Source organism: Ruegeria sp. CH5 (assembly GCF_056537025.1).
Window position 1 is genome coordinate 1,107,607 of record NZ_JBQFQT010000001.1, and the last position, 19,472, is coordinate 1,127,078.

The following is a 19,472-nucleotide window of genomic DNA, read 5'->3' on the forward strand; positions in this document are numbered from 1 at the left end:
CCGATGCACGTCGTCTTCCGCGAAAGCCACGGGCTCGAAGAAACCGAGACCCCGACCGATCTGGGCCAGAGCCCGGCGGATCTGGTGGTGCTGTCCTTTTCGGACAGCGATCTGGGTGCTTTCGCGGCCGGCTGGCATCGCGGCGGCGGGCCCGAGGGGCGGATGCCCTCGTTGCGGCTGGCCAACCTGACGGCGCTGAAGCACCCATTGTCGGTCGATACCTATGTCGAGCAGACGCTGGAGGGTGCCAAGGGCATCCTGATCCGGCTGATCGGCGGAGTGCCCTATTGGTCCTACGGGTTGCGGCAGGTGCTGGCGCTGGCGCAGGCCAAGGGCATCGCGCTGGCGGTGCTGCCCGCCGACGGGCGCGAGGATACGCGGCTGGACGACTATTCCACCCTGCCGGTCTCGACCCTGCGGCGGCTGGCGCATCTGTGCGACACCGGCGGCGAGGTGGCCGCGCAGGCGGCGCTGGCGCAGATGGCGCTGGCGGCGGGACTCTATGCCGGGCCGGTGATGGGGGCCAAGACTCTGCCCGACTGCGGCGCGTGGTGCCCGGATCGCGGCGTGATTGCGCCCGAGGACGCATTCGCGGGCGAAGGCCGGCGCATCATCGTGACGTTCTACCGCGCCTACCTGACCGCGGCCGATACCGCGCCGGTCGCGGCCCTGATCCGAGAAATCCGCGCGCGGGGTCATCAGGCGGTAGGGCTGTTCGCGCCCTCGCTCAAGGCGCCTGCGGCGGCGGAATGGCTGGCCGAGATTATCCCCGAGATGACGCCCTCGGCGATCATCAATGCCACCTCGTTTTCGGGCAAGGGCGCGTCGGGCACATCGCCCTTGGACGTGGCGGGCGTGCCGGTATTTCAGGTCGCGCTGGCCACTTCGCGCCGCAAGGCCTGGGCCGAGGCAGAACGCGGCCTGTCGCCCGCCGATCTGGCCATGCATGTGGTCCTGCCCGAGGTGGACGGGCGTATCACAGCCGGTGTCGCCTCGTTCAAGGAGCCGGGCAAGCGCGACCCGCATCTGGAATATTCCCGTTTCGCCCACCGACCCGAGCCCGACCGGATCACCGCCATCGTCGACCGGGCGATGGCCTGGGTGGACCTGGCCGAGAAACCAAAGGCGCAACAGGTCCCCGCGCTGGTCCTGTCCACCTATCCGGGCAAAGACTGGCAGATGGCCCATGCGGTGGGGCTGGACGCGCTGGCCTCGGCCGAGGCGATCCTGTCCGACCTGCAGGGCGCCGGATATGACACCGCCCCCGCCGAACCGATTGCCGATAACCTGATGGACGCCCGGATTTCCTGGCCGGTCTCGGCCTACCGCGCGGCGCTGGCGCAACTGCCCGCGGCGTTGCGCGCCGATCTGGAAACCGTCTGGGGCGCACCCGAGGACGACCCGACCTGTGCCGATGGGGCCTTCCACTTCACCGCGCTTCGGCGCGGCAAGGCGCTGGTGGCGTTGCAGCCCGAACGCTGCACGCCCGAGTTGCGCGACGACGAATATCACGACCTATCGCGCACGCCCCGGCATGGCTATGTGGCCTTCTACCTGTGGCTGCGGCACGGGTTGGGAGCGGATGCGCTGATCCATATCGGCGCCCACGGAACGCTGGAATGGCTGCCGGGCAAATCGGTCGCCCTGTCGGCGGAATGCTGGCCCGAGGCGCTGATCCGCGATCTGCCGGTGATCTACCCGTTCATCGTGAACGACCCGGGTGAGGCCGCGCAGGCCAAGCGCCGGATCGGGGCCGTCACGCTGGGCCACATCCCGCCGCCGATGAAACAGAGCAGCACGCCCGACCGCATGGTGCGGCTGGAATCGCTGCTGGACGAGTTCTCGAACGCAGACGGGCTGGACCCCAAGCGGCGTGACCGGCTGCAGGCCGATATCCGTGACGAGGCACAGGCCATCGGGCTCGAGGCCGATCTGGGGCTGGATCAGGCCACCAGCACCGCCGAGGCCATCACCCGCATCGACCGCTTCGTCTGCGACATCAAGGAAAGCCAGTTTGGCGACGGGCTGCATGTCTTTGGCCGCCCGCCCAGCGAAGAAGGCAATTTCGACGCCGAGCCCTCGGCCCGGTCCGAACGGCAAGCCCTGCTGGATGCGCTGGCGGGCAAACGGATCGAGGCCGGGCCGTCCGGCTCGCCCTATCGCGGGCGCACCGATGTGCTGCCCACAGGGCGCAACCTGTTCACTACCGATCCGCGCTCTGTCCCCACTCGCGCCGCCTATTCGCAGGGGGTGAAGCTGGCCGAAGAACTGGTGCGCCGCCACCTGCAGGAGGAAGGCGATTACCCCAAGGGCTTGATCGTCGATCTGTGGGGCTCGGCCACGATGCGCACGGCGGGCGAGGAATTCGCCATGGCGCTGCACCTGCTGGGCGTCAAACCGGTCTGGGATCCGGGTTCCGAACGCGTCTCGGGCATCGAGGTCCTGCCTATCACCGATCTGGAACGCCCGCGGCTGGACGTGACCCTGCGCGTCTCAGGCCTATTCCGCGACGTATTCCCGACCCTTTCGGCGCTGTTCGGTCAGGCGGTCCGGGCGCTGTCGGAGCGCGACGAGGCGCCCGACTGGAACCCCTATGCCGGCCACGCTCCCGCCGCCCGCGTCTATGGCCCGGCGCCGGGCAGCTATGGGCTGAACATGACCCACCTGTCCGAGACCTATACCGACGCGGCGCGCGCGCAGGCCGGTCAGGCCTGGCTGGACGCCAGCGCCTTCGCCTTCGAGGGCGAGCACATCGCCCATGACCCCGACGGGATCACCCAGCGCGTGGCGCAGGCCGATAGCTTCGTGCACCTGCAGGACCTGACCGAGACCGACCTGCTGCTGGCCAATGACTATGCCACGCATGAGGCCGGATTTGCCGCCGCCAAAAAGCTGACCGGCGGGCAGGCGCAGCTGTATCATCTGGACAATACCCGCCCAGAAACACCCCGCGCCCGCACCCTGCCCGAGGAAATCAGCCGCGTGGTCCACGCCCGCGCCGCCAACCCCGACTGGATCGCCGGGATGCAGCGCCACGGCTTCCGCGGTGCGGCCGAGATCGCCGCGACGCTGGATCACATGGCGTCTTTCGCGCATCTGTCAGGCAGCGTCGCCCCGCATTTGTTCGACCTCTATCACGATGCCACCCTCGGAAACCCTGAGGTGGACGCCTTTTTGCAGCAGGCCAATCCCCAGGCCCGCCAAGCCATGCAGGATCGGTTCCGCGCGCTGCTAGAGGCCGGGCTGTGGAACACCCGCCGCAACTCGATCCGCGCGAATCTGGAGGGTTTGGGATGAGCGCCCCGGTCGTTCAGGGCTGGTGCCCCGGCGCGCATCGCCCGATGATGTCCGGCGACGGGCTGGTAGTGCGGGTGCGCCCGCGTCTGGCTCGGCTGAGCGCCGCGCAGACGCTGGGGCTGTGCGATCTGGCGCTGCGCTTCGGCAACGGCACTATCGACCTGACCAACCGCGCCAACCTGCAACTGCGGGGTGTGGCTGAAGACGATCACCAGCCACTGCTGGCCGAGTTGTCGGCGCTGAACCTGCTGGACGCCGAACCGGGCATCGAAACCCGGCGCAACATACTTGTGTCGCCGCTTTACCAACCTGGCGACCTGACTGCGCAGCTGACACAGTCGTTGATCGACCGGCTGAGAGATCTGCCCGCCCTGCCCGCCAAGTTCGGCTTTGCAGTGGATACCGGCGAGGCGCGGCTGTTGGCTGGGGACTCTGCCGATATCCGGCTGGAGCGGGGAGCTTCGGGCCTGATCCTGCGCGCCGACGGGGCCGAGACCGGCCGTTTGGTGACCGAAGATGAGGCGATCGATCGCGTGATCGATCTGGCCATGTGGTTCGCCGAGCGCTTCACTTCTGACACCCGCCGCATGGCCCGCCTGATCGCGGTGCAGGCTCTGCCCGAGGAATGGCAGGGCCACGCCCCCGGCCCCACGGCACCGGCGCCGCAACCCGGTAAAAGCACAATCGGCCCGATCTATGGCGCGGCCTTCGGGCAACTGCCCGCCGCCGAGTTGCGTGCATTGGTCGAGGCCTCGGGCGCCGCCGCCCTGCGCGTCACACCCTGGCGGTTGTTCCTGCTGGAAGGCGGGGCGGCGATCCCCGCTCCGGCGTTCGTGACGGACGGCGCCGACCCTCTGTTGACCACCGACGCCTGCCCCGGCGCGCCATTCTGCCCGCAGGCACAGGCCGAGACCCGCGCCATCGCCCGCGCGCTGGCTCCGCGCGTGTCCGGCAGCCTGCATGTCTCGGGCTGCGCCAAGGGCTGCGCACGCATGGCCGCGGCGGACTTGACGCTGGTGGGCCGCGACGGGCGATTTGATCTTGTAAAACACGGCCGCGCGGGGGATGAGCCCCTCCAGCGCGGGCTGGACCCCGAAACACTGAAGACCATGGACCTGACCTGATGCCCTATGAATACGAAACCGACGGCGCGGCGATCTACAAGCAATCCTTCGCCACGATCCGGTCCGAGGCCGATCTGGCCCGCTTTGATCCGGACGAAGAGCAGGTCGCCGTCCGCATGATCCATGCCGCCGGGATGGTCGGGCTGGAAGAATTCATCCATTTCTCGGACGGCTTCGTGCGCACCGCCCGCGCCGCGCTGGAAAACGGCGCGCCGATCCTGTGCGACGCGCGGATGGTGTCCGAAGGCGTCACACGCTTTCGCCTGCCCGCTGACAACCAGGTCATCTGCACCCTGCATGACGAGCGCGTGCGCGCGCTGGCCGAGAAGATGGGCAACACCCGATCCGCCGCCGCGCTGGAACTGTGGCGCCCGCATCTGGAGGGTGCGCTGGTGGCCATCGGCAACGCGCCCACGGCGCTGTTTCACCTGCTGAACATGCTGGAAGACCCCGACTGCCCCCGCCCCGCCGCGATCATCGGCTGCCCGGTGGGCTTTGTCGGTGCGGTCGAATCCAAGGACGCCCTGTGGGAAGCGCAGCCGGTGCCCTGCTGCATCGTCAAGGGCCGTCTGGGCGGCAGCGCCATCACCGTCGCCGCGATCAACGCCATCGCAAGCCGGGCGGAATGAGCATGGGCACGATCTATGGCGTGGGCCTCGGCCCAGGCGACCCCGATTTGATGAGCGTCCGGGCCGACCGCCTGTTGCGCGGCGCGAAACACGTGGCCTATTTCCGCAAGCCCGGCCGCACCGGGCAGGCGCGCAAGATCGTGAACGGGATGATCCGCGACGATGCGGTCGAGTTTCCCATGGAATACCCGGTCACGACCGAGATCCCGGTCACCGATCCGCGCTACAACGCACTGCTGGCCGAGTTTTACGAACGCTGCACCGCACGCTTGAAAGAACTGGCCGATCAGGGCGAGGACGTGGTGGTGCTGTGCGAGGGAGACCCGTTCTTCTACGGCTCGTTCATGCATCTCTACAGCCGCCTGCGCGACGTGGTGCACGTCGAGGTGGTGCCGGCGATCACCGGCATGTCGGGCGCGTGGACCGCCTCGGGCGATCCGATCACTTGGGGCGACGACATCCTCACGGTGCTGATGGGAACCCTGCCCGAAGATGTTCTGGCAGACCGCATGGCGCGCACCGACGCGCTGGTGGTGATGAAGATCGGCCGCAACATCGACAAGGTGAAACGCGCGCTGAAAACGGCGGGCCTGTTCGACCGGGCCTGGATCGTGGAATACGCGCAGATGCCCAACCAGACCGTCCGCAAGCTGAGCGACGCCTGCACCGAGGTCACGCCCTATTTCTCGATCATCATCGTGCATGGACGGGGGCGGCGGCCATGAGCGGCTGGGTCAAGATCGCCGGGCTTGGCCCCGGAAACGAGGCGCTGGTGACCCCCGAGGTGACCGCCGCCCTGGCCGAGGCGACCGATGTGGTGGGTTACATCCCCTACGTTGCGCGGGTGGCCGAACGGCCGGGCCTGGCCCTGCACGCCAGCGACAACCGGGTCGAGATCGACCGCTCGCAGCACGCGCTGCGCATGGCGGCCGAGGGCAAGCGGGTGGTCGTGGTCTCGTCGGGCGATCCGGGCGTTTTTGCCATGGCCGCCGCCGTATTCGAGGCGCTGGAAAACGGCCCGGACACATGGCGCGAGATCCCTGTCGAGGTTCTACCCGGCATCACCGCCATGCTGGCCGCCGCGGCCCGGGCGGGCGCGCCGCTGGGCCATGATTTCTGCGCCATCAACCTCAGCGACAACCTCAAGCCATGGGCCGTAATCGAGAAACGCCTGCGGCTGGCCGCGCAGGCCGATTTCGCGATGGCCTTTTACAATCCACGCTCGAAGTCGCGGCCCGAAGGCTTTGTGAAGACACTGGAAATCCTGCGGCAGGAATGCGAACCCGAGCGTCTGATCCTGTTCGCCCGCGCCGTGTCACGCCCAGACGAGGCGATCTGCATCGCGACCCTGGCCGAGGCAACGCCCGACATGGCCGACATGCAGACGGTGGTGATCGTCGGCTCATCCCTGACCCGCGTCATCGAGCGGCCCATCGGCCCCATCGTCTATACGCCAAGGTCCACGCCGGAATGAGCCAGCCAGTCCAGAACCTGCGGCACGCTTGTCAACTCGACCCGGCGGGGCAGCCTGGGCCGGTCGATCATCAGCACCGGGATGTCCAACGCTCGCGCGGCGTCCAGCTTGGCGCGCGCGCCGGTGCCGCCGGCGTTCTTGGACACCACCAGTTCGGTCCGGTGCCGGCGCATCAGCGCCGTATCGTCTTCAACCGTAAAAGGCCCGCGCGACACGACCACGTCGCAATCGGCGAAGGGCAGCGGGCCGGGCTCATCGACCAGCCGCAGAAGATAGTGGTGCTGGGGCTGCGCCGCAAAATCCTCAAGATGCATGCGCCCCACCGCAAGGAACACCCGACGCGGCGGACCGGCCAGCGCGTCGACGGCGCTGGCGATGTCGGGCACGTGTTGCCACCGGTCGCCGGGCACGGCTGTCCATTCTGCGCGGGTCAGCGCGGCCAACGGCGTCTGCGTCTGTTGGCAGGCAGCGATGGCATTGCGGCTCATCTGCGCGGCAAAGGGATGGGTGGCGTCGATCACATGGGTCACGCCGGTGTCTCGGATGTAACCCGCCAAACCCTCGGCCCCGCCAAAGCCACCCACGCGCGTCGGCAGCGGTTGCGGCCGCGGGTTGTCGACCCGGCCCGCATAGGAATAGGTTGCCGCCACACCCAAATCCGCCACGGCGCGGGCCAATGCGTTGGCCTCGGTCGTGCCGCCAAGGATCAGGAGGTTGGGCATGTCTGAAACTCCGTGGCTGACCATTCTGGGCCTGGGCGAGGATGGACTGGATGGCCTCTCGGCCGCAAGCCGTCAAGAGCTGGAGCGCGCCGAGGTCATCATGGGCCCGCCGCGGCACCTGTCGCTGGTTCCCGAAACCGGAGCCGAACGCATCGAATGGCCGGTGCCGTTCGCCGACGGGCTACCCATCCTGCAAGGGCTGAAGGGCCAGCGCACGGTGGTTCTGGCCTCGGGTGATCCGTTCTGGTTTGGCGCCGGGTCGGTGATCGCGCGCAATTTCGCCCCCGAAGACTGGGTGGCACGGCCGGGGCAGTCGACCTTCTCGCTGGCGGCGGCGCGGTTGGGCTGGCCGTTGGAAGGCACTGCCACCTTCGGCCTGCACGCCGCCCCCCTGACCCGCCTGCGTCCGCATCTGTCACGCGGCATGCGCGCCATCGTCCTGCTGCGCGACGGGGCCGCTGTGGCCGAGCTGGCCCGCTATCTGACCGAGACCGGGTTCGGCGAAACGACCCTGCACGTGATGGAGGCCCTCGGCGGCCCTCGGGAACGCGCGCGCAGCATGTCCCTGACCGAAGCCCTGCTGGACTCGTTCGAGCATCCGGTCTGCGTGGCGCTTGAGGTTGCGGGCGACGGGCCTGCGCTGCCGTTGGCCTCGGGCAAACCCGACGAGATTTTCGAAACCGATGGGCAGATCACCAAACGGCCGGTGCGTGCGTTGACCCTGTCGGCGCTGGCGCCCGCGCGGGGCGAGCATCTGTGGGACGTCGGCGGCGGCAGCGGATCGATCGGCATCGAGTGGCTGATGTGCGACCCGTCCCTTACTGCCACAACGATCGAGCCGCGCGCCGACCGCGCCGCGCGCATCCGCGCCAATGCCGACGCGCTGGGACAAGATCGGTTGCAGGTCATCCATGGCCGGGCGCCCGACGCGCTGGACGGACTGCCCTTGCCTGACGTGGTGTTCATCGGCGGTGGGCTGAGCGACGCGCTACTGGACTGGCTTGCGGCCAACCTGCCCTCGGGCATCCGTCTGGTTGCCAACGCCGTGACGCTGGAAAGCGAAGCGGTGCTGAGCCATTGGCACGCCAAGCTGGGCGGCGACCTGCTGCGGATCGAGCTGGCGCAGGCCGGCGACCTAGGCCCCCGGCGCGGTTGGAAATCGGCCTATCCGGTCGTGCAGTGGAGTGTGACCCTATGATCGTGGCCGGGCTTGGGTTTTCGTCCACCGCGACCTGCGCCAGCCTGCGAGCCGCGTTCGACCGCGCCACTGCCGGGCAGGCGGTGGACGCGCTGGCCACCGCCGCCGACAAGGCCGGCCACCCGGCGCTGGCCGAATTTGCCGCCGCCTGCGCCCTGCCCCTGCATTTCACGGAACCGGCCGATCTGGCCGGGCAACGCACGCTCACCTGCTCGCCCCGCAGCCGCGCCACCCATGGCACCGGCAGCGTGGCCGAAGCTTCCGCCCTTGCCGCCGCCGGACCGGGCGCGCGGCTGCTTTCACCCCGACAGATCTCGGACGACCGGCTTGCCACCTGCGCGGTCGCCATCGGAGGACAGACATGACCGTTCATTTCATCGGCGCCGGACCGGGCGCCGCCGACCTTCTGACCCTGCGCGGACGCGACATCATCGCCGCTTGCCCCGTGTGCCTGTATGCCGGGTCGCTTGTGCCCGAAGAGATCCTGGCCCACTGCCCCGAAGGCGCGCGCATCGTGAACACCGCGCCGATGGATCTGGATCAGATCATGGCCGAAATCAAAACCGCCCATGACGCCGGGCAGGACGTGGCCCGCCTACATTCGGGCGACCTGTCGGTCTGGTCGGCGATGGGCGAACAGATCCGGCGCCTGAAACAGATGGGCATTCCAGTCAGTGTGACGCCCGGCGTTCCGTCCTTTGCCGCCGCCGCAGCCGCGTTGGGCACCGAGCTGACCCTGCCCGGGCTGGCGCAATCGGTGGTGCTGACTCGGACCCCGGGGCGCGCCTCGTCCATGCCCGTGGGCGAGACGCTGGAAAACTTCGCCCGCACCGGCGCCACGTTGACCATCCACCTGTCGATCGGCAATCTGGACAAGGTCGTGTCTGACCTGACCCCCGCCTATGGCGCCGACTGCCCCGTGGCCGTGGTGTACCGCGCCAGCTGGCCGGACGAGCGGATCATCCGCGCCACGCTGGGCACGTTGAAGGACTCGCTGGACGAGAGCATCTCGCGCACCGCGCTGATCCTGGTCGGGCCGGCGCTGGCCGGCGAAGGCTTCGACGAAAGCTGTCTGTATTCCAAAACCTATGACCGTCGCTATCGCCCGCAAAGCGCCGACAGCCCGTGGTCGAGTTGGAGTCAGGGCGATGACTAACCCGCCCGGACTGCTGATCTCGGCCCCATCCTCGGGGACCGGCAAGACCACGGTGATGCTAGGCCTGCTGCGCGCTCTGGCCGAGGACGGGCTGACCGTGCAGCCCTTCAAGAGCGGTCCCGACTATATCGACCCGGCCTTTCACCGGGCGGCGGCGGGGCGGGCCTCGTTCAACCTGGACAGTTGGGCGATGGGCGCGCCGTTGCTGGGCGCGATTGCGGCGCAGGCCAAAGGTGCCGACATCGTGGTGGCCGAAGGGTCGATGGGCCTGTTCGACGGTGTCGCCAAGCCGGGCGAGCAGGGCCACGGGTCCAGCGCCGAGACCGCGCTGCGCATGGGCTGGCCGGTGGTTCTGGTGCTGGATGTGGGCGGTCAGGCGCAATCGGCCGCCGCTACGGCGCTGGGGTTCCGGATGTACAACCCCGACCTGCCCTTTGCCGGCGTGATTCTGAACCGCTGCGCCAGCCCGCGCCACGAACGCCTGACCCGTCTGGGGATGGAGCGCGCGGGCCTGCCGGTTCTGGGCGTTTTGCCCCGGCGCGGCGACCTGACCCTGCCCGAGCGGCATCTTGGCTTGATCCAGGCGGTCGAGCACCCCGATCTGGAAAGCGCAATTGCCGGCTACGCGGCCTTTCTGCGCGCGCATGTGGATCTGGAGGCGATCAAGCGGGCGGCCTCCTCGGGCCCCGCGGGGTCGTCGTCGGCCGCGCTGCCGCGCCCTCCGGCGCAACGGATCGCACTGGCCCGGGACGCGGCGTTTTCCTTTACCTATCCGCATCTTCTGGAAGGCTGGCGCGCGGCCGGAGCCGAGATTCTGCCGTTTTCTCCGCTGGCGGACGAGGCGCCGGCCCCGGACGCCGATCTGGTCTGGTTGCCCGGCGGGTACCCCGAACTGCACGCCGGAACCCTGGCTGCAGCAGAGCGGTTCTTGACCGGCTTGCGCAAACATGCCGAAACGCGGCCCGTACATGGCGAATGCGGTGGCTACATGGCCTTGGGCCAAGGGCTGATCGACAAGGACGGCACCCGCCACCGGATGGCCGGGCTGCTGGGCCTGGTCACCTCGTACGAGAAGCGCAAGTTCAACTTGGGCTATCGCCGAGCCGAGTTGCTGGCCGACATGCCCGGCTTTTCTGCCGGGACCGCGCTGCGGGGGCACGAGTTCCACTATTCCTCGATCATCGAGCAGCCCGACGCGCCCTTGGCGCGGGTTTTTGACGCCGAAGGCGCCGAAGGTCCGCAGACCGGATCGCGCCGCGAACATGTCACCGGTACGTTCTTCCATCTGATCGCAGAGGCCAGCGCATGAGCGGTTTCGTTTCCTTCATCGGGTCCGGCCCCGGCGACCCGGAGCTGTTGACCCTCAAGGCCGTGGACCGGCTGCAAAAGGCCGATGCGGTACTGTTCGACGATCTCAGCAGCGGGCCGATCCTGAGCCATGCGCGCAAGGAGGCCGACCTTGTGGGCGTGGGCAAGCGCGCCGGGCGGCCCTCGCCCAAGCAGGACCATGTCAGCCGCCTGCTGGTCGAGTACGCCCAGACCGGCCAGCGGATCGTGCGGCTGAAATCGGGCGATGGCGGCCTGTTCGGACGGCTAGAGGAGGAACTGGTGGCCCTGCGCGCTGCCGGCATCGCCTACGAGATCATTCCGGGCATCCCCTCAGCCATTGCCGCGGCTGCCGCGGCAGGCATCCCGCTGACCCGGCGGCTGACCGCGCGGCGCGTGCAGTTCGTCACCGGCCACGATGTCAGCGGGAAGCTTCCCGAGGACTTGAACCTGCCCGCGCTGGCCGACCCGGGTGCGACGACGGTGGTGTTCATGGGCAAGCGCACCTTTCCACTGCTAGCCGGCGCGCTGCACGCGCATGGGCTGCCGCTGGATACCCCCGCGCTGATGGCCGAGTCGGTCTCGACGCCTGAGCAGTCGCTGCACCGGTCCACCGTCGGTGCCTTGGCCGAGCGCCTGGGTTCCGAGATCGGCACCGCGCCAGCGCTGATCCTTTATGGTCCGCTGGCGGAGTTCGACGATGATTGATCTGGTCTTGATCGGGATCGGCACCGGCAACCCGGACCACGTGACCTTTCAGGGCGCGAAGGCGATCCGCGCGGCCGATCTGATCCTGATCCCGCGCAAGGGCGCCAACAAGGCCGATCTGGCCGGCGTGCGCGAGGAAATCATCCGCAAGGTCACCGACACACCGCCCCAAATCGCCTATTTCGACATCCCCGAGCGCCGGTCGCAGGATGGCTACCTGCGCGGCGTGGATGAATGGCACGACGCAATCGCCCTGCGCTGGCAGGAAGCGATGGCCCGGCACCCCGACGCGCGCACGGTCGCCCTGCTGATCTGGGGCGACCCGTCGCTCTATGACAGCTCGCTGCGAATCGCGGCGCGGCTGGACCCGCAGCCGAACACGACGGTGATCCCCGGCATCACGGCGCTGCAGGCGCTGACGGCGGCCCATGCCATGCCAATCAATGAGATCGGCGCGCCCTATCTGGTCACCACCGGCCGGCGCATCCGCGACGAGGGCTGGCCCAGCGACGCCGATACGGTTGCGGTGATGCTGGATGGCGAATGTTCGTTCCAGACGCTGGACATGGCCGATTTTGACATCTGGTGGGGGGCTTACGTGGGCATGCCCGAGCAGGTCCTGATCAAAGGTCCGCTGGCGGATGTGGCCGACAAGATTTTGCGCACCCGCGCCGAGGCCCGCGGCCGGCACGGGTGGATCATGGATATCTATGTTCTGAAAAAGCGCGGGAATTGACGCGAAAGGTCGCAAATGGCGATTGCGCCAAAGCGGCATTCACGTCTAAATGGACGGGTCTGGTCCTGCCGGAGACATCCGGATGCTAAGAGGGAATTTGGTGCGGCCTGCGCGCAGGTCAAATCCAAAGCCGCCCCCGCGACTGTAAGCGGTGAGCCCTGTTCAACCAGCCACTCCCGATCCGTTCGGGGGGAAGGCGAACAGAGGCGCTGACCCGCAAGCCAGGAGACCTGCCAGGCGAACAATGAAACACCGGCCGTCGGGTGCGGCGGCACAGGAGGACAGAAAATGACGACACAAACGCAAACCGCATCAACGGCACGCGCTGGCATTCTTTCGACAGTGTTCGCGGCAGCTCTGGGCCTGGGGATCATCACCCTGGCCGGTCACGTTCAGGCATCGGCGCTGCATGACGCCGCGCATGACGTGCGCCACGCAACCGGCTTCCCCTGCCACTAAACCAATGTTCAGTCGCATTCTGACCAGCGCGTTGTTCGCTGGTGCTGCAGCCGGGTTGATCGTCGCCCTGCTGCAGTTGGTATTCGTGCAACCCGTGTTGCTGCATGCTGAACTCTATGAATCCGGAGAGCTGGTGCATTTCGGAGCCGAAGCCGTCTCGGCCCATCCCGAACTGCCGGGCATGTTCTCGGACCTGACCCGCGACGGGCTGAGCGTGGTGTTCACCATGCTGACCTATACCGGCTATGCGCTGGTTCTGGTCGCCCTGATGTCGCTGGCCGAGGCGCAAGGCCACCCGGTTGACGGGCGCACGGGCGTGCTATGGGGGCTTGCCGGTTTCATCGCCTTTCACCTGGCGCCGGGCTTCACCCTGGCCCCCGAGGTTCCGGGTGTTGCCGCAGCCGACGTGTTCGCGCGGCAGATCTGGTGGTGGGCAACCGTCGCGGCTGCTGGTGTGGCCATGTGGCTGATCGCCTTTGGTGGCAACATCGTCAGCTATCTGGTTGCGGCCGTGCTGTTGATGGCCCCGCACCTGATCGGCGCGCCGGAACCCGACGTGTTCACCGGGCCGGTTCCGACCGAGATCGGGGCCCTGTTCGCAGCACGCGCCTTTGGCGTCGGCCTTGTGGCCTGGGTGCTGCTGGGTTCGTTTGCCGGGTATTTCTGGCAAAGCGAGGGCAAGCGCGTCGAAGCCGCGGCCTGATCCCCGAAATCCCACGACCCGCCGGCGCCCAACCGGCGGGTCATTTGCTTTTCAAGGAAACATGATGACACGCTCGCTTGCTCTTTTCGCGATCGGTCTGGTCTTTGGTGGGGGTGCCGGGTTCGTGCTGGCCGCGGCCAACGGCGTCACCTTCGATGGCCACGACCATTCCGACCCCGCCCAACATGGCGGCCATCACGCCGAGGCCATGGCCCATGACCACAGCGCCGCCATCAACCTGCCCGCCGGACCGGACGCGCCGGGGCTGGAGATCGCCGTCTCCCCCGACCCGATGGCGGGTTGGAACCTGCATGTGATGCCAAAAAACTTCCGCTTCTCGCCGGAGAACGCCTCGCTGGACAACAAGCCCGGCGAAGGCCATGCGCATGTCTATGTAAACGGCGTCAAGCTGGCCCGGCTTTATGGCAACTGGATGCACATTTCGGACCTGCCCAAGGGCGACACTACCATCGAGGTCTCGCTGAACGCCAACAGCCACAGCCCGCTGGCCGTGGATGGGGTGCCGGTCAGCGCCTCGGTCACGGTTCAGGTGGACTGAAACGCGGGGATCCGCGCCCGCAGACACAAGCGAAGCCGCCCGCACGGCCGGGCGTCTTCGATCCAGCCATTCGGGCTGTTCAGAATGGTCCGGCAGGTCGCCGCAATGTCATCGGCATCGGCAACCGGATCGATCCCCGAAAACACGTAGGACGCCAGGCTTTCCCCCTGCATCGCCACCACGGTCGGCTCATTGCAACCGCTGAAACAGGTGTGCTCGGCGATCTCGACCTGCCCGTCCACGCCCGCAGCGCGCAGGGCGTCCGATACGGCCTGACGCTCGGCCGGCAAGTCGCGCTCGCCCGCGCAGCTGCTGCAGATCAAAACACGCATGCCACTCGCCTGCCTTTTCCGTTTCACACTGTCGCTTGTGCGGGTTTCGCACCCCCGGCGCAAGCCCGCCGCCCACGATATTGTGACTGTACGCACCCGGGAATTCGGGAAGACTTGGGCCAACCACGACCTGGAGAGCCCGTGATGAAACGTCTTATGTTTTTCCTCGGCCTGCTGGCGCTGCCCGCGCTTGCTGCCGATATCGAACCGCGGCCGGGTTGGGCCGTCCACCCGACGACCAAGACCCATGACGCGCTGGTGGCCGACACGATCGCAGCGGTCAAGGCAAACGGTCTGATCGTGGTAACGCAGGCCGGGCCCACCAAGGCCGCCGCCGCGCGCGGCATCACCATTCCGGGCAATCGGGTGATCGGCGTCTTCAACAACGACTATGCGGTGCGGGTTCTGGAACAATCGGTGCCCGCGATGATCGAGGCGCCGATCCGCCTGTACGTCACGGAAAACGAGGACGGGACCGCGACGCTGTCCTACAAAACGCCCACTTTGGTCTTTGCCCCCTACACCGATGGATCCGACGCCTTGCCCGCGATTGCCGCAGAGTTGGACGCCAAATTCGCCGCCATCGCCCAGACGGCTGTCAAATAGTCACACTGACGTGATGCGGCTTGCGCCGGCCCGGAACCTCCGCAATCTGCTGCGCAACGGAACTTACGGAGCTTGTTCGATGCAGGACCTGTCCCCCCGCGCTGCGGACCTTCTGGCGCAACGGCTGTACGAGGCCGGGTGCCGCCACGCATTCGGCATGCCCGGGGGCGAGGTGTTGACCCTGGTCGATGCGCTGGAACAGGTCGGGATCACCTTTCACCTGACCAAGCACGAAAACTCGGCCGGTTTCATGGCCGAGGCGGTGCACCATCGCGATGGTGCGCCGGCGGTTCTGGTGGCGACCCTGGGTCCTGGGGCCATGAACGGCATCAATGTCGTGGCCAACGCGCTGCAGGATCGGGTACCGATGATCGTGCTGACCGGCTGCGTCGATGCCGACGAGGCGCTGACTTACACGCATCAGGTCATGGATCATGCGCAGGTCTATCGCTCGATCACCAAGGGTACGTTCACCCTGACGGCCAAGGGCGCCGACATCATCGCCGACAAGGCCGTGTCGCTGGCCACGCAGCCACGCCCCGGGCCGGTGCATATCGACGTGCCGATCTCGGTCGCCGATACACGGGTGTCGGCCGCCAAGCGCCGACGGCTGACCCGGGCCGCCCGCGTCGCGCCCGAGGGCACATGCCTGGAGAAGGCCCGCCGATGGGTCGCCGAGGCCGAGCGTCCGCTGGCGATCATCGGGCTGGACGTGCTGTATGACGACTCGCGCAGCGTGGTGCGGGCGTTTCTGGAACATTTCGGCATCCCGTTCGTCACGACCTACAAGGCCAAGGGCGTGGTGCCCGAGGATCACCCGCTGTGCCTGGGGGGCGCGGGGCTGTCGCCCTTGGCCGACACGCAGCTTGTGCCGCTGGTCGAACAGGCCGACCTGATCCTGTGCCTGGGCTATGACCCCATCGAAATGCGCCCCGGCTGGCGCGAGATCTGGGACCCGGACGAAAAACGCGTGATCGACATTTCGGCCGTGGTGAATGACCACTACATGCACCAGGCGGGGCTGAACCTGGTCGCCGATACCGGCGCCACGCTCGAGGCGATCGCCAAGGGCAACCCTGCGCGACCGACTTGGCCCCAAGGCCAACCGGCGCAGGTCAAGGCCGCATTGGCCGCGGCCTTTCCCACCGACGACGACTGGGGCCCCGCCGCCGTGATCGCCGAGGCCCGCGACACCCTGCCCCCCGAAACACTGGCCACCGCCGACAGCGGCGCGCACCGCATCCTTCTCAGCCAGATGTGGCAATGCTCCGAGGCGCGCGGCCTGATCCAGTCGTCGGCGCTGTGCACGATGGGATGCGCCGTTCCGATGGCGATCGGCCTGAAACTGGCCGAACCCGACCGCCCGGTAATCAGCTTTTCCGGCGATGCCGGGTTCTTGATGGTCGCCGGTGAGTTGTCGACCGCCGCAGAAATGGGCGGAAACCCGATCTTTCTGGTCTTTGTCGATGCCAGCCTGGCACTGATCGAGCTGAAACAGCGCCAGCGCCAGATGGGCAATCGGGGCGTCGATTTCGACCGGCATGACTATGCCGCGATGGGCCGGGCGTTCGGCGGCCATGGTCACACCGTGCGAAACCGCGCCGATCTGCGCGCGGCGCTGCAGGCCGCGATGACCGCCGACACGTTCACGGTGATCGCCGCCGAGATCGACCGCGGAGGCTATGATGGCCGCATCTGAAGGGCCGCTGAAGGGCGTCAAGGTTCTGGATCTGTCACGCATTCTGGCCGGGCCGACCTGCACGCAACTGCTGGGCGATCTGGGCGCCAGCGTGATCAAGGTGGAAAACCCGGCCACCGGGGGCGATGACACCCGCCAATGGGGGCCGCCCTATGTCACCGACGCGGATGGCAACCCGACCGATCTGAGCGCCTATTTCATGGCCGCGAACCGCAACAAGAAATCCGTCGCCATCGATATCGCCACGCCAGACGGGCAGGAACAGATCCGGCGGCTGGCCTCTCATGCCGACATCCTCATCGAGAATTTCAAACCCGGCGGGCTGGCCAAATACGGGCTGGACCATGAAACCCTCTCGCGCGAATTTCCGGGGCTGATCTACTGTTCGATCTCAGGCTACGGCCAGACCGGCCCGAACGCGGCCAAGCCGGGCTATGACCTGATGGCGCAGGGCTATGGCGGGATCATGTCGCTGACGGGCGAGCCGGACGGAGCCCCTATGAAAGTCGGCGTGGGCATCGCCGACGTGATGTGCGGCATGTACGCGACCGTCGGCATACTGGCGGCGCTGCGCCACCGGGATCAGACCGGCGAAGGCCAGCAGATCGACATCGCGCTGGTCGACAGCCAGATCGCATGGCTGATCAACGAGGGCGTGAACTATCTGACCTCGGGCCAGGTTCCACAGCGGCGCGGCAATGGGCACCCCAACATCGTGCCCTACGATGTTTATGAAACCGCCGATGGGCACGTCATTCTGGCCGTGGGAAATGACAGCCAGTTCCAGCGCTTCTGCGGTTTTCTGGAGTTGAGCCACCTGCCCGACGACGCGCGGTTCGCCACCAACCCGGCCCGGCTGGAACACCGCAATGCATTGAACGCCGTTCTGCGGCCCGCGCTGCTGCGGCTGGAGACCAAGGCCGTCATCGATGGCCTTGAGGCGTTGAAAGTGCCGGTCGGCCCGGTTCAGACGCTGGATCAGGTCTTTGCCTCGGACCAAGTGGCAGCGCGGCGGATGCAAGTGGATATGCCAGCCCGGCCCGGCCCGGTGCGTCTCATCGGGAATCCATTGAAGTTGTCCCGCAGCCCGGTGACCTACCGCTCTGCTCCGCCCGAGTTCGGCGCTGACACGCAGACGGTTCTGAACGCGGAAAACCCCTTCGAGGATTGAAACACTCTGCCTTTTTCGGCGGCAAGTCGCTGAAACATGTCATTGAATCGGCGATTTTTTTCGCTTTTTGCGAACACAAGCTTTCACCAATTCGAGAGCAGGCCCGATACTGTTACGTCCCGTCTGCACACTCTGCTAAGTCCAAGAGTGTGAGTTTTTGCAACCAGATTGGACCCAAGCATGCAGCAAGATGTTTTCGGACAGATGAACACCCTGACCCACCCGGACAGCGCCGAAGCGTGGAATGGTGTTCTGCTTGGTTTCATGGCTCACGCAGCGGTCACACCTCAGCATCTGGGCAAGGTGCTTGAGCTTGAACCGGGCTTTGCGCTTGGGCATGCCATCAAGGGGCTGTTCATGGTTCTGTTGGGGCGCAGGGAAATGATGGAGGTCGCCCATCAGGCCGCCGCCGCCGCAAAGAGTGCGGCCGCTGAGCAGCCGATTTCGGCCCGCGAGACACTGTATGTTGAGGCCTTGGATCATTGGTTGGCAGGCCAACCCACCCGCGCCGTACAAACTTTCGAGGCAATTCTGCGCACTCACCCCGAGGACACGCTGGCCATGAAGCTCAGCCACGCGACCCGTTTCGTGTTGGGTGATTCCGCAGGGATGCGACGCTCGATCGAACGGGTTCTGCCCGCTTATGCGCCTGATCACCCCGGTCGTGGATACCTGCTTGGGTGCCATTCCTTTGCGTTGGAAGAAACCGGTGCCTATGAAAAGGCCGAAATCGCAGGGCGTCAGGCTCTGTGGATGGTTTCCGACGACGCGTGGGGCCTGCACGCAGTCGCCCATGTGCACGAAATGACGGGCAATGCGCAATCCGGCCTGGACTGGCTGGCCGGGCGCGAGGCTGCCTGGTCCCACTGCAACAACTTCCGCTACCACGTGTGGTGGCACAAGGCGTTGATGCATCTGGATCTGGGTCAGATCGACCAGGTGCTTGATCTGTACGACCACGAGATTCGCCAGGACAAAACAGATGACTATCGCGATATTTCGAATGCGACTTCGCTATTGTCGAGGCTCGAGCTTGAAGGCGTGGACATTGGCACCCGATGGGAAGAACTGGCCGACCTGAGCGCCGCCCGCACCGAAGACGGCTGTCTGATCTTCGCTGATCTGCACTACCTTCTGGCACTGACTGGTGACAACAGGCCCGACTCGACCGCCAAGTTGCTGGCCCGCATTCACAAGGACTCGCAACAGCCCGCAACCGACACGGCACGTCGCATGGCCGACCCGGGCTTGGCCGCTGCCATTGGCCTCGAGGCATTTGGAAAAGGCGATTATCTTCAAGCCTTCGAGCATCTTGCAAATGCGCGAAATTCGATGCAATTGGCCGGCGGCAGTCACGCCCAGAGGGATGTTTTTGAACGCATTACGATCGATTCCGGCCTGCGTGCCGGACGCCTCGACGATGTCGAGCGCATTTTGGACGACCGCAAGGCCAAACGGTCCGGCACCGAAGACAATTACGCCCTCGCGCGCCGCGCTCTGATCAGTTCGGCCCGCGACCAATCCGGTGTGCAAAGCGTACCGGCTGAATAACAAGACGACCACAAAGGACAGA

General features: G+C 66.8%; 20 protein-coding genes and 1 riboswitch. Of the genes, 18 read left to right on the forward strand and 2 right to left on the reverse strand.

From position 1 onward, the window contains the following. The first annotated feature begins 3 nt into the window (after positions 1 to 3). The 5 genes from cobN to cobJ are packed head-to-tail and all read left to right on the forward strand — an operon-like array spanning position 4 to position 6,524. A complete protein-coding gene (gene cobN, locus ACR0JC_RS05530) occupies positions 4 to 3,297 on the forward strand; it encodes a cobaltochelatase subunit CobN (protein WP_480763424.1) in 3,294 nt (1,097 codons plus the stop codon). After that, positions 3,294 to 4,421, forward strand: coding sequence for a precorrin-3B synthase (cobG, locus tag ACR0JC_RS05535; protein ID WP_170338213.1), 1,128 nt, complete (start codon positions 3,294 to 3,296; stop codon positions 4,419 to 4,421). Before cobN ends, cobG begins: the two co-directional genes overlap by 4 nt. Then, positions 4,421 to 5,050 carry a precorrin-8X methylmutase gene (locus ACR0JC_RS05540; protein ID WP_170446721.1) on the forward strand — a complete coding sequence of 210 codons (630 nt, stop codon included), beginning with the start codon at positions 4,421 to 4,423 and terminating at the stop codon, positions 5,048 to 5,050. The genes cobG and ACR0JC_RS05540 overlap by 1 nt, the downstream gene beginning before the upstream one ends. Beyond that, positions 5,047 to 5,775 (forward strand): precorrin-2 C(20)-methyltransferase, encoded by a 729-nt coding sequence (locus tag ACR0JC_RS05545; protein ID WP_170338209.1) that lies wholly within the window; start codon positions 5,047 to 5,049, stop codon positions 5,773 to 5,775. The genes ACR0JC_RS05540 and ACR0JC_RS05545 overlap by 4 nt, the downstream gene beginning before the upstream one ends. Further along, positions 5,772 to 6,524, forward strand: coding sequence for a precorrin-3B C(17)-methyltransferase (cobJ, locus tag ACR0JC_RS05550; protein ID WP_170338207.1), 753 nt, complete (start codon positions 5,772 to 5,774; stop codon positions 6,522 to 6,524). The genes ACR0JC_RS05545 and cobJ overlap by 4 nt, the downstream gene beginning before the upstream one ends. Here cobJ and ACR0JC_RS05555 read toward each other — a convergent pair. Then, positions 6,497 to 7,246: a cobalt-precorrin-6A reductase gene (locus ACR0JC_RS05555; protein WP_170338205.1), complete on the reverse strand. Its 750-nt coding sequence runs from the start codon at positions 7,244 to 7,246 to the stop codon at positions 6,497 to 6,499. The genes cobJ and ACR0JC_RS05555 overlap by 28 nt on opposite strands. Here ACR0JC_RS05555 and cbiE point away from each other — a divergent pair. From cbiE to ACR0JC_RS05600, 9 genes are all read left to right on the forward strand, one after another. Then, positions 7,245 to 8,444, forward strand: coding sequence for a precorrin-6y C5,15-methyltransferase (decarboxylating) subunit CbiE (gene cbiE / locus ACR0JC_RS05560; protein WP_170338203.1), 1,200 nt, complete (start codon positions 7,245 to 7,247; stop codon positions 8,442 to 8,444). The two genes, ACR0JC_RS05555 and cbiE, sit on opposite strands and share 2 nt — an antisense overlap. After that, entirely contained in the window at positions 8,441 to 8,809 is a 369-nt protein-coding gene (locus ACR0JC_RS05565) for a cobalamin biosynthesis protein (protein WP_170340006.1), read from the forward strand. The genes cbiE and ACR0JC_RS05565 overlap by 4 nt, the downstream gene beginning before the upstream one ends. Continuing rightward, positions 8,806 to 9,600, forward strand: a complete 795-nt coding sequence (gene cobM / locus ACR0JC_RS05570) for a precorrin-4 C(11)-methyltransferase (protein WP_170338201.1) — start codon at positions 8,806 to 8,808, stop codon at positions 9,598 to 9,600. The genes ACR0JC_RS05565 and cobM overlap by 4 nt, the downstream gene beginning before the upstream one ends. Next, positions 9,593 to 10,909 (forward strand): cobyrinic acid a,c-diamide synthase CobB, encoded by a 1,317-nt coding sequence (locus ACR0JC_RS05575; RefSeq protein ID WP_480763433.1) that lies wholly within the window; start codon positions 9,593 to 9,595, stop codon positions 10,907 to 10,909. Before cobM ends, ACR0JC_RS05575 begins: the two co-directional genes overlap by 8 nt. Continuing rightward, a complete protein-coding gene (gene cobA, locus ACR0JC_RS05580; protein ID WP_170338197.1) occupies positions 10,906 to 11,634 on the forward strand; it encodes a uroporphyrinogen-III C-methyltransferase in 729 nt (242 codons plus the stop codon). The genes ACR0JC_RS05575 and cobA overlap by 4 nt, the downstream gene beginning before the upstream one ends. Further along, complete coding sequence (gene cobF, locus ACR0JC_RS05585; protein WP_170338195.1) at positions 11,627 to 12,370, forward strand: precorrin-6A synthase (deacetylating); 744 nt, start codon at positions 11,627 to 11,629, stop codon at positions 12,368 to 12,370. Before cobA ends, cobF begins: the two co-directional genes overlap by 8 nt. A 43-nt stretch (positions 12,371 to 12,413) precedes the next feature. Beyond that, positions 12,414 to 12,622: riboswitch (cobalamin riboswitch) on the forward strand. 36 nt (positions 12,623 to 12,658) lie between these two features. Further along, positions 12,659 to 12,829, forward strand: a complete 171-nt coding sequence (locus ACR0JC_RS05590) for a CbtB domain-containing protein (protein ID WP_170338193.1) — start codon at positions 12,659 to 12,661, stop codon at positions 12,827 to 12,829. A 4-nt stretch (positions 12,830 to 12,833) separates the two neighbouring features. After that, on the forward strand, positions 12,834 to 13,532 hold the full coding sequence (locus tag ACR0JC_RS05595) for a CbtA family protein (RefSeq protein ID WP_170337718.1): 699 nt from the start codon (positions 12,834 to 12,836) through the stop codon (positions 13,530 to 13,532). Between the two features lie 64 nt (positions 13,533 to 13,596). Beyond that, positions 13,597 to 14,091, forward strand: a complete 495-nt coding sequence (locus ACR0JC_RS05600) for a hypothetical protein (RefSeq protein ID WP_170338190.1) — start codon at positions 13,597 to 13,599, stop codon at positions 14,089 to 14,091. On the opposite strand, the gene ACR0JC_RS05605 is transcribed toward ACR0JC_RS05600, so the two are convergent. Next, positions 14,079 to 14,423, reverse strand: coding sequence for a DUF1636 family protein (locus ACR0JC_RS05605; protein WP_170338188.1), 345 nt, complete (start codon positions 14,421 to 14,423; stop codon positions 14,079 to 14,081). The genes ACR0JC_RS05600 and ACR0JC_RS05605 overlap by 13 nt on opposite strands. 144 nt (positions 14,424 to 14,567) lie before the next feature. On the opposite strand from ACR0JC_RS05605, the gene ACR0JC_RS05610 reads away from it, so the two are divergent. From ACR0JC_RS05610 to ACR0JC_RS05625, 4 genes are all read left to right on the forward strand, one after another. Continuing rightward, positions 14,568 to 15,029, forward strand: a complete 462-nt coding sequence (locus ACR0JC_RS05610; RefSeq protein ID WP_170338186.1) for a DUF302 domain-containing protein — start codon at positions 14,568 to 14,570, stop codon at positions 15,027 to 15,029. Positions 15,030 to 15,108: 79 nt separating this feature from the next. Next, positions 15,109 to 16,728, forward strand: a complete 1,620-nt coding sequence (locus ACR0JC_RS05615; RefSeq protein ID WP_170338184.1) for a thiamine pyrophosphate-binding protein — start codon at positions 15,109 to 15,111, stop codon at positions 16,726 to 16,728. After that, positions 16,715 to 17,899, forward strand: coding sequence for a CaiB/BaiF CoA transferase family protein (locus ACR0JC_RS05620; protein ID WP_170338182.1), 1,185 nt, complete (start codon positions 16,715 to 16,717; stop codon positions 17,897 to 17,899). Before ACR0JC_RS05615 ends, ACR0JC_RS05620 begins: the two co-directional genes overlap by 14 nt. Before the next feature lie 180 nt (positions 17,900 to 18,079). After that, complete coding sequence (locus ACR0JC_RS05625; RefSeq protein ID WP_170338180.1) at positions 18,080 to 19,450, forward strand: tetratricopeptide repeat protein; 1,371 nt, start codon at positions 18,080 to 18,082, stop codon at positions 19,448 to 19,450. The last annotated feature ends 22 nt before the right edge of the window (positions 19,451 to 19,472 follow it).

Bases quoted from the DNA above. Each gene is read 5' to 3' on its own strand.
- ACR0JC_RS05620 (WP_170338182.1), top strand. From the start codon at position 16,715: ATGGCCGCATCTGAAGGGCCGCTGAAGGGCGTCAAGGTTCTGGATCTG.
- cbiE (WP_170338203.1), top strand. From the start codon at position 7,245: ATGTCTGAAACTCCGTGGCTGACCATTCTGGGCCTGGGCGAGGATGGA.
- ACR0JC_RS05595 (WP_170337718.1), top strand. From the start codon at position 12,834: ATGTTCAGTCGCATTCTGACCAGCGCGTTGTTCGCTGGTGCTGCAGCC.
- ACR0JC_RS05575 (WP_480763433.1), top strand. From the start codon at position 9,593: ATGACTAACCCGCCCGGACTGCTGATCTCGGCCCCATCCTCGGGGACC.
- ACR0JC_RS05610 (WP_170338186.1), top strand. From the start codon at position 14,568: ATGAAACGTCTTATGTTTTTCCTCGGCCTGCTGGCGCTGCCCGCGCTT.
- ACR0JC_RS05615 (WP_170338184.1), top strand. From the start codon at position 15,109: ATGCAGGACCTGTCCCCCCGCGCTGCGGACCTTCTGGCGCAACGGCTG.
- cobG (WP_170338213.1), top strand. From the start codon at position 3,294: ATGAGCGCCCCGGTCGTTCAGGGCTGGTGCCCCGGCGCGCATCGCCCG.
- ACR0JC_RS05625 (WP_170338180.1), top strand. From the start codon at position 18,080: ATGCAGCAAGATGTTTTCGGACAGATGAACACCCTGACCCACCCGGAC.
- ACR0JC_RS05545 (WP_170338209.1), top strand. From the start codon at position 5,047: ATGAGCATGGGCACGATCTATGGCGTGGGCCTCGGCCCAGGCGACCCC.
- cobF (WP_170338195.1), top strand. From the start codon at position 11,627: ATGATTGATCTGGTCTTGATCGGGATCGGCACCGGCAACCCGGACCAC.
- cobN (WP_480763424.1), top strand. From the start codon at position 4: ATGCACGTCGTCTTCCGCGAAAGCCACGGGCTCGAAGAAACCGAGACC.
- ACR0JC_RS05590 (WP_170338193.1), top strand. From the start codon at position 12,659: ATGACGACACAAACGCAAACCGCATCAACGGCACGCGCTGGCATTCTT.
- cobJ (WP_170338207.1), top strand. From the start codon at position 5,772: ATGAGCGGCTGGGTCAAGATCGCCGGGCTTGGCCCCGGAAACGAGGCG.
- ACR0JC_RS05540 (WP_170446721.1), top strand. From the start codon at position 4,421: ATGCCCTATGAATACGAAACCGACGGCGCGGCGATCTACAAGCAATCC.
- cobA (WP_170338197.1), top strand. From the start codon at position 10,906: ATGAGCGGTTTCGTTTCCTTCATCGGGTCCGGCCCCGGCGACCCGGAG.
- ACR0JC_RS05555 (WP_170338205.1), bottom strand. From the start codon at position 7,246: ATGCCCAACCTCCTGATCCTTGGCGGCACGACCGAGGCCAACGCATTG.
- ACR0JC_RS05600 (WP_170338190.1), top strand. From the start codon at position 13,597: ATGACACGCTCGCTTGCTCTTTTCGCGATCGGTCTGGTCTTTGGTGGG.
- ACR0JC_RS05605 (WP_170338188.1), bottom strand. From the start codon at position 14,423: ATGCGTGTTTTGATCTGCAGCAGCTGCGCGGGCGAGCGCGACTTGCCG.
- ACR0JC_RS05565 (WP_170340006.1), top strand. From the start codon at position 8,441: ATGATCGTGGCCGGGCTTGGGTTTTCGTCCACCGCGACCTGCGCCAGC.
- cobM (WP_170338201.1), top strand. From the start codon at position 8,806: ATGACCGTTCATTTCATCGGCGCCGGACCGGGCGCCGCCGACCTTCTG.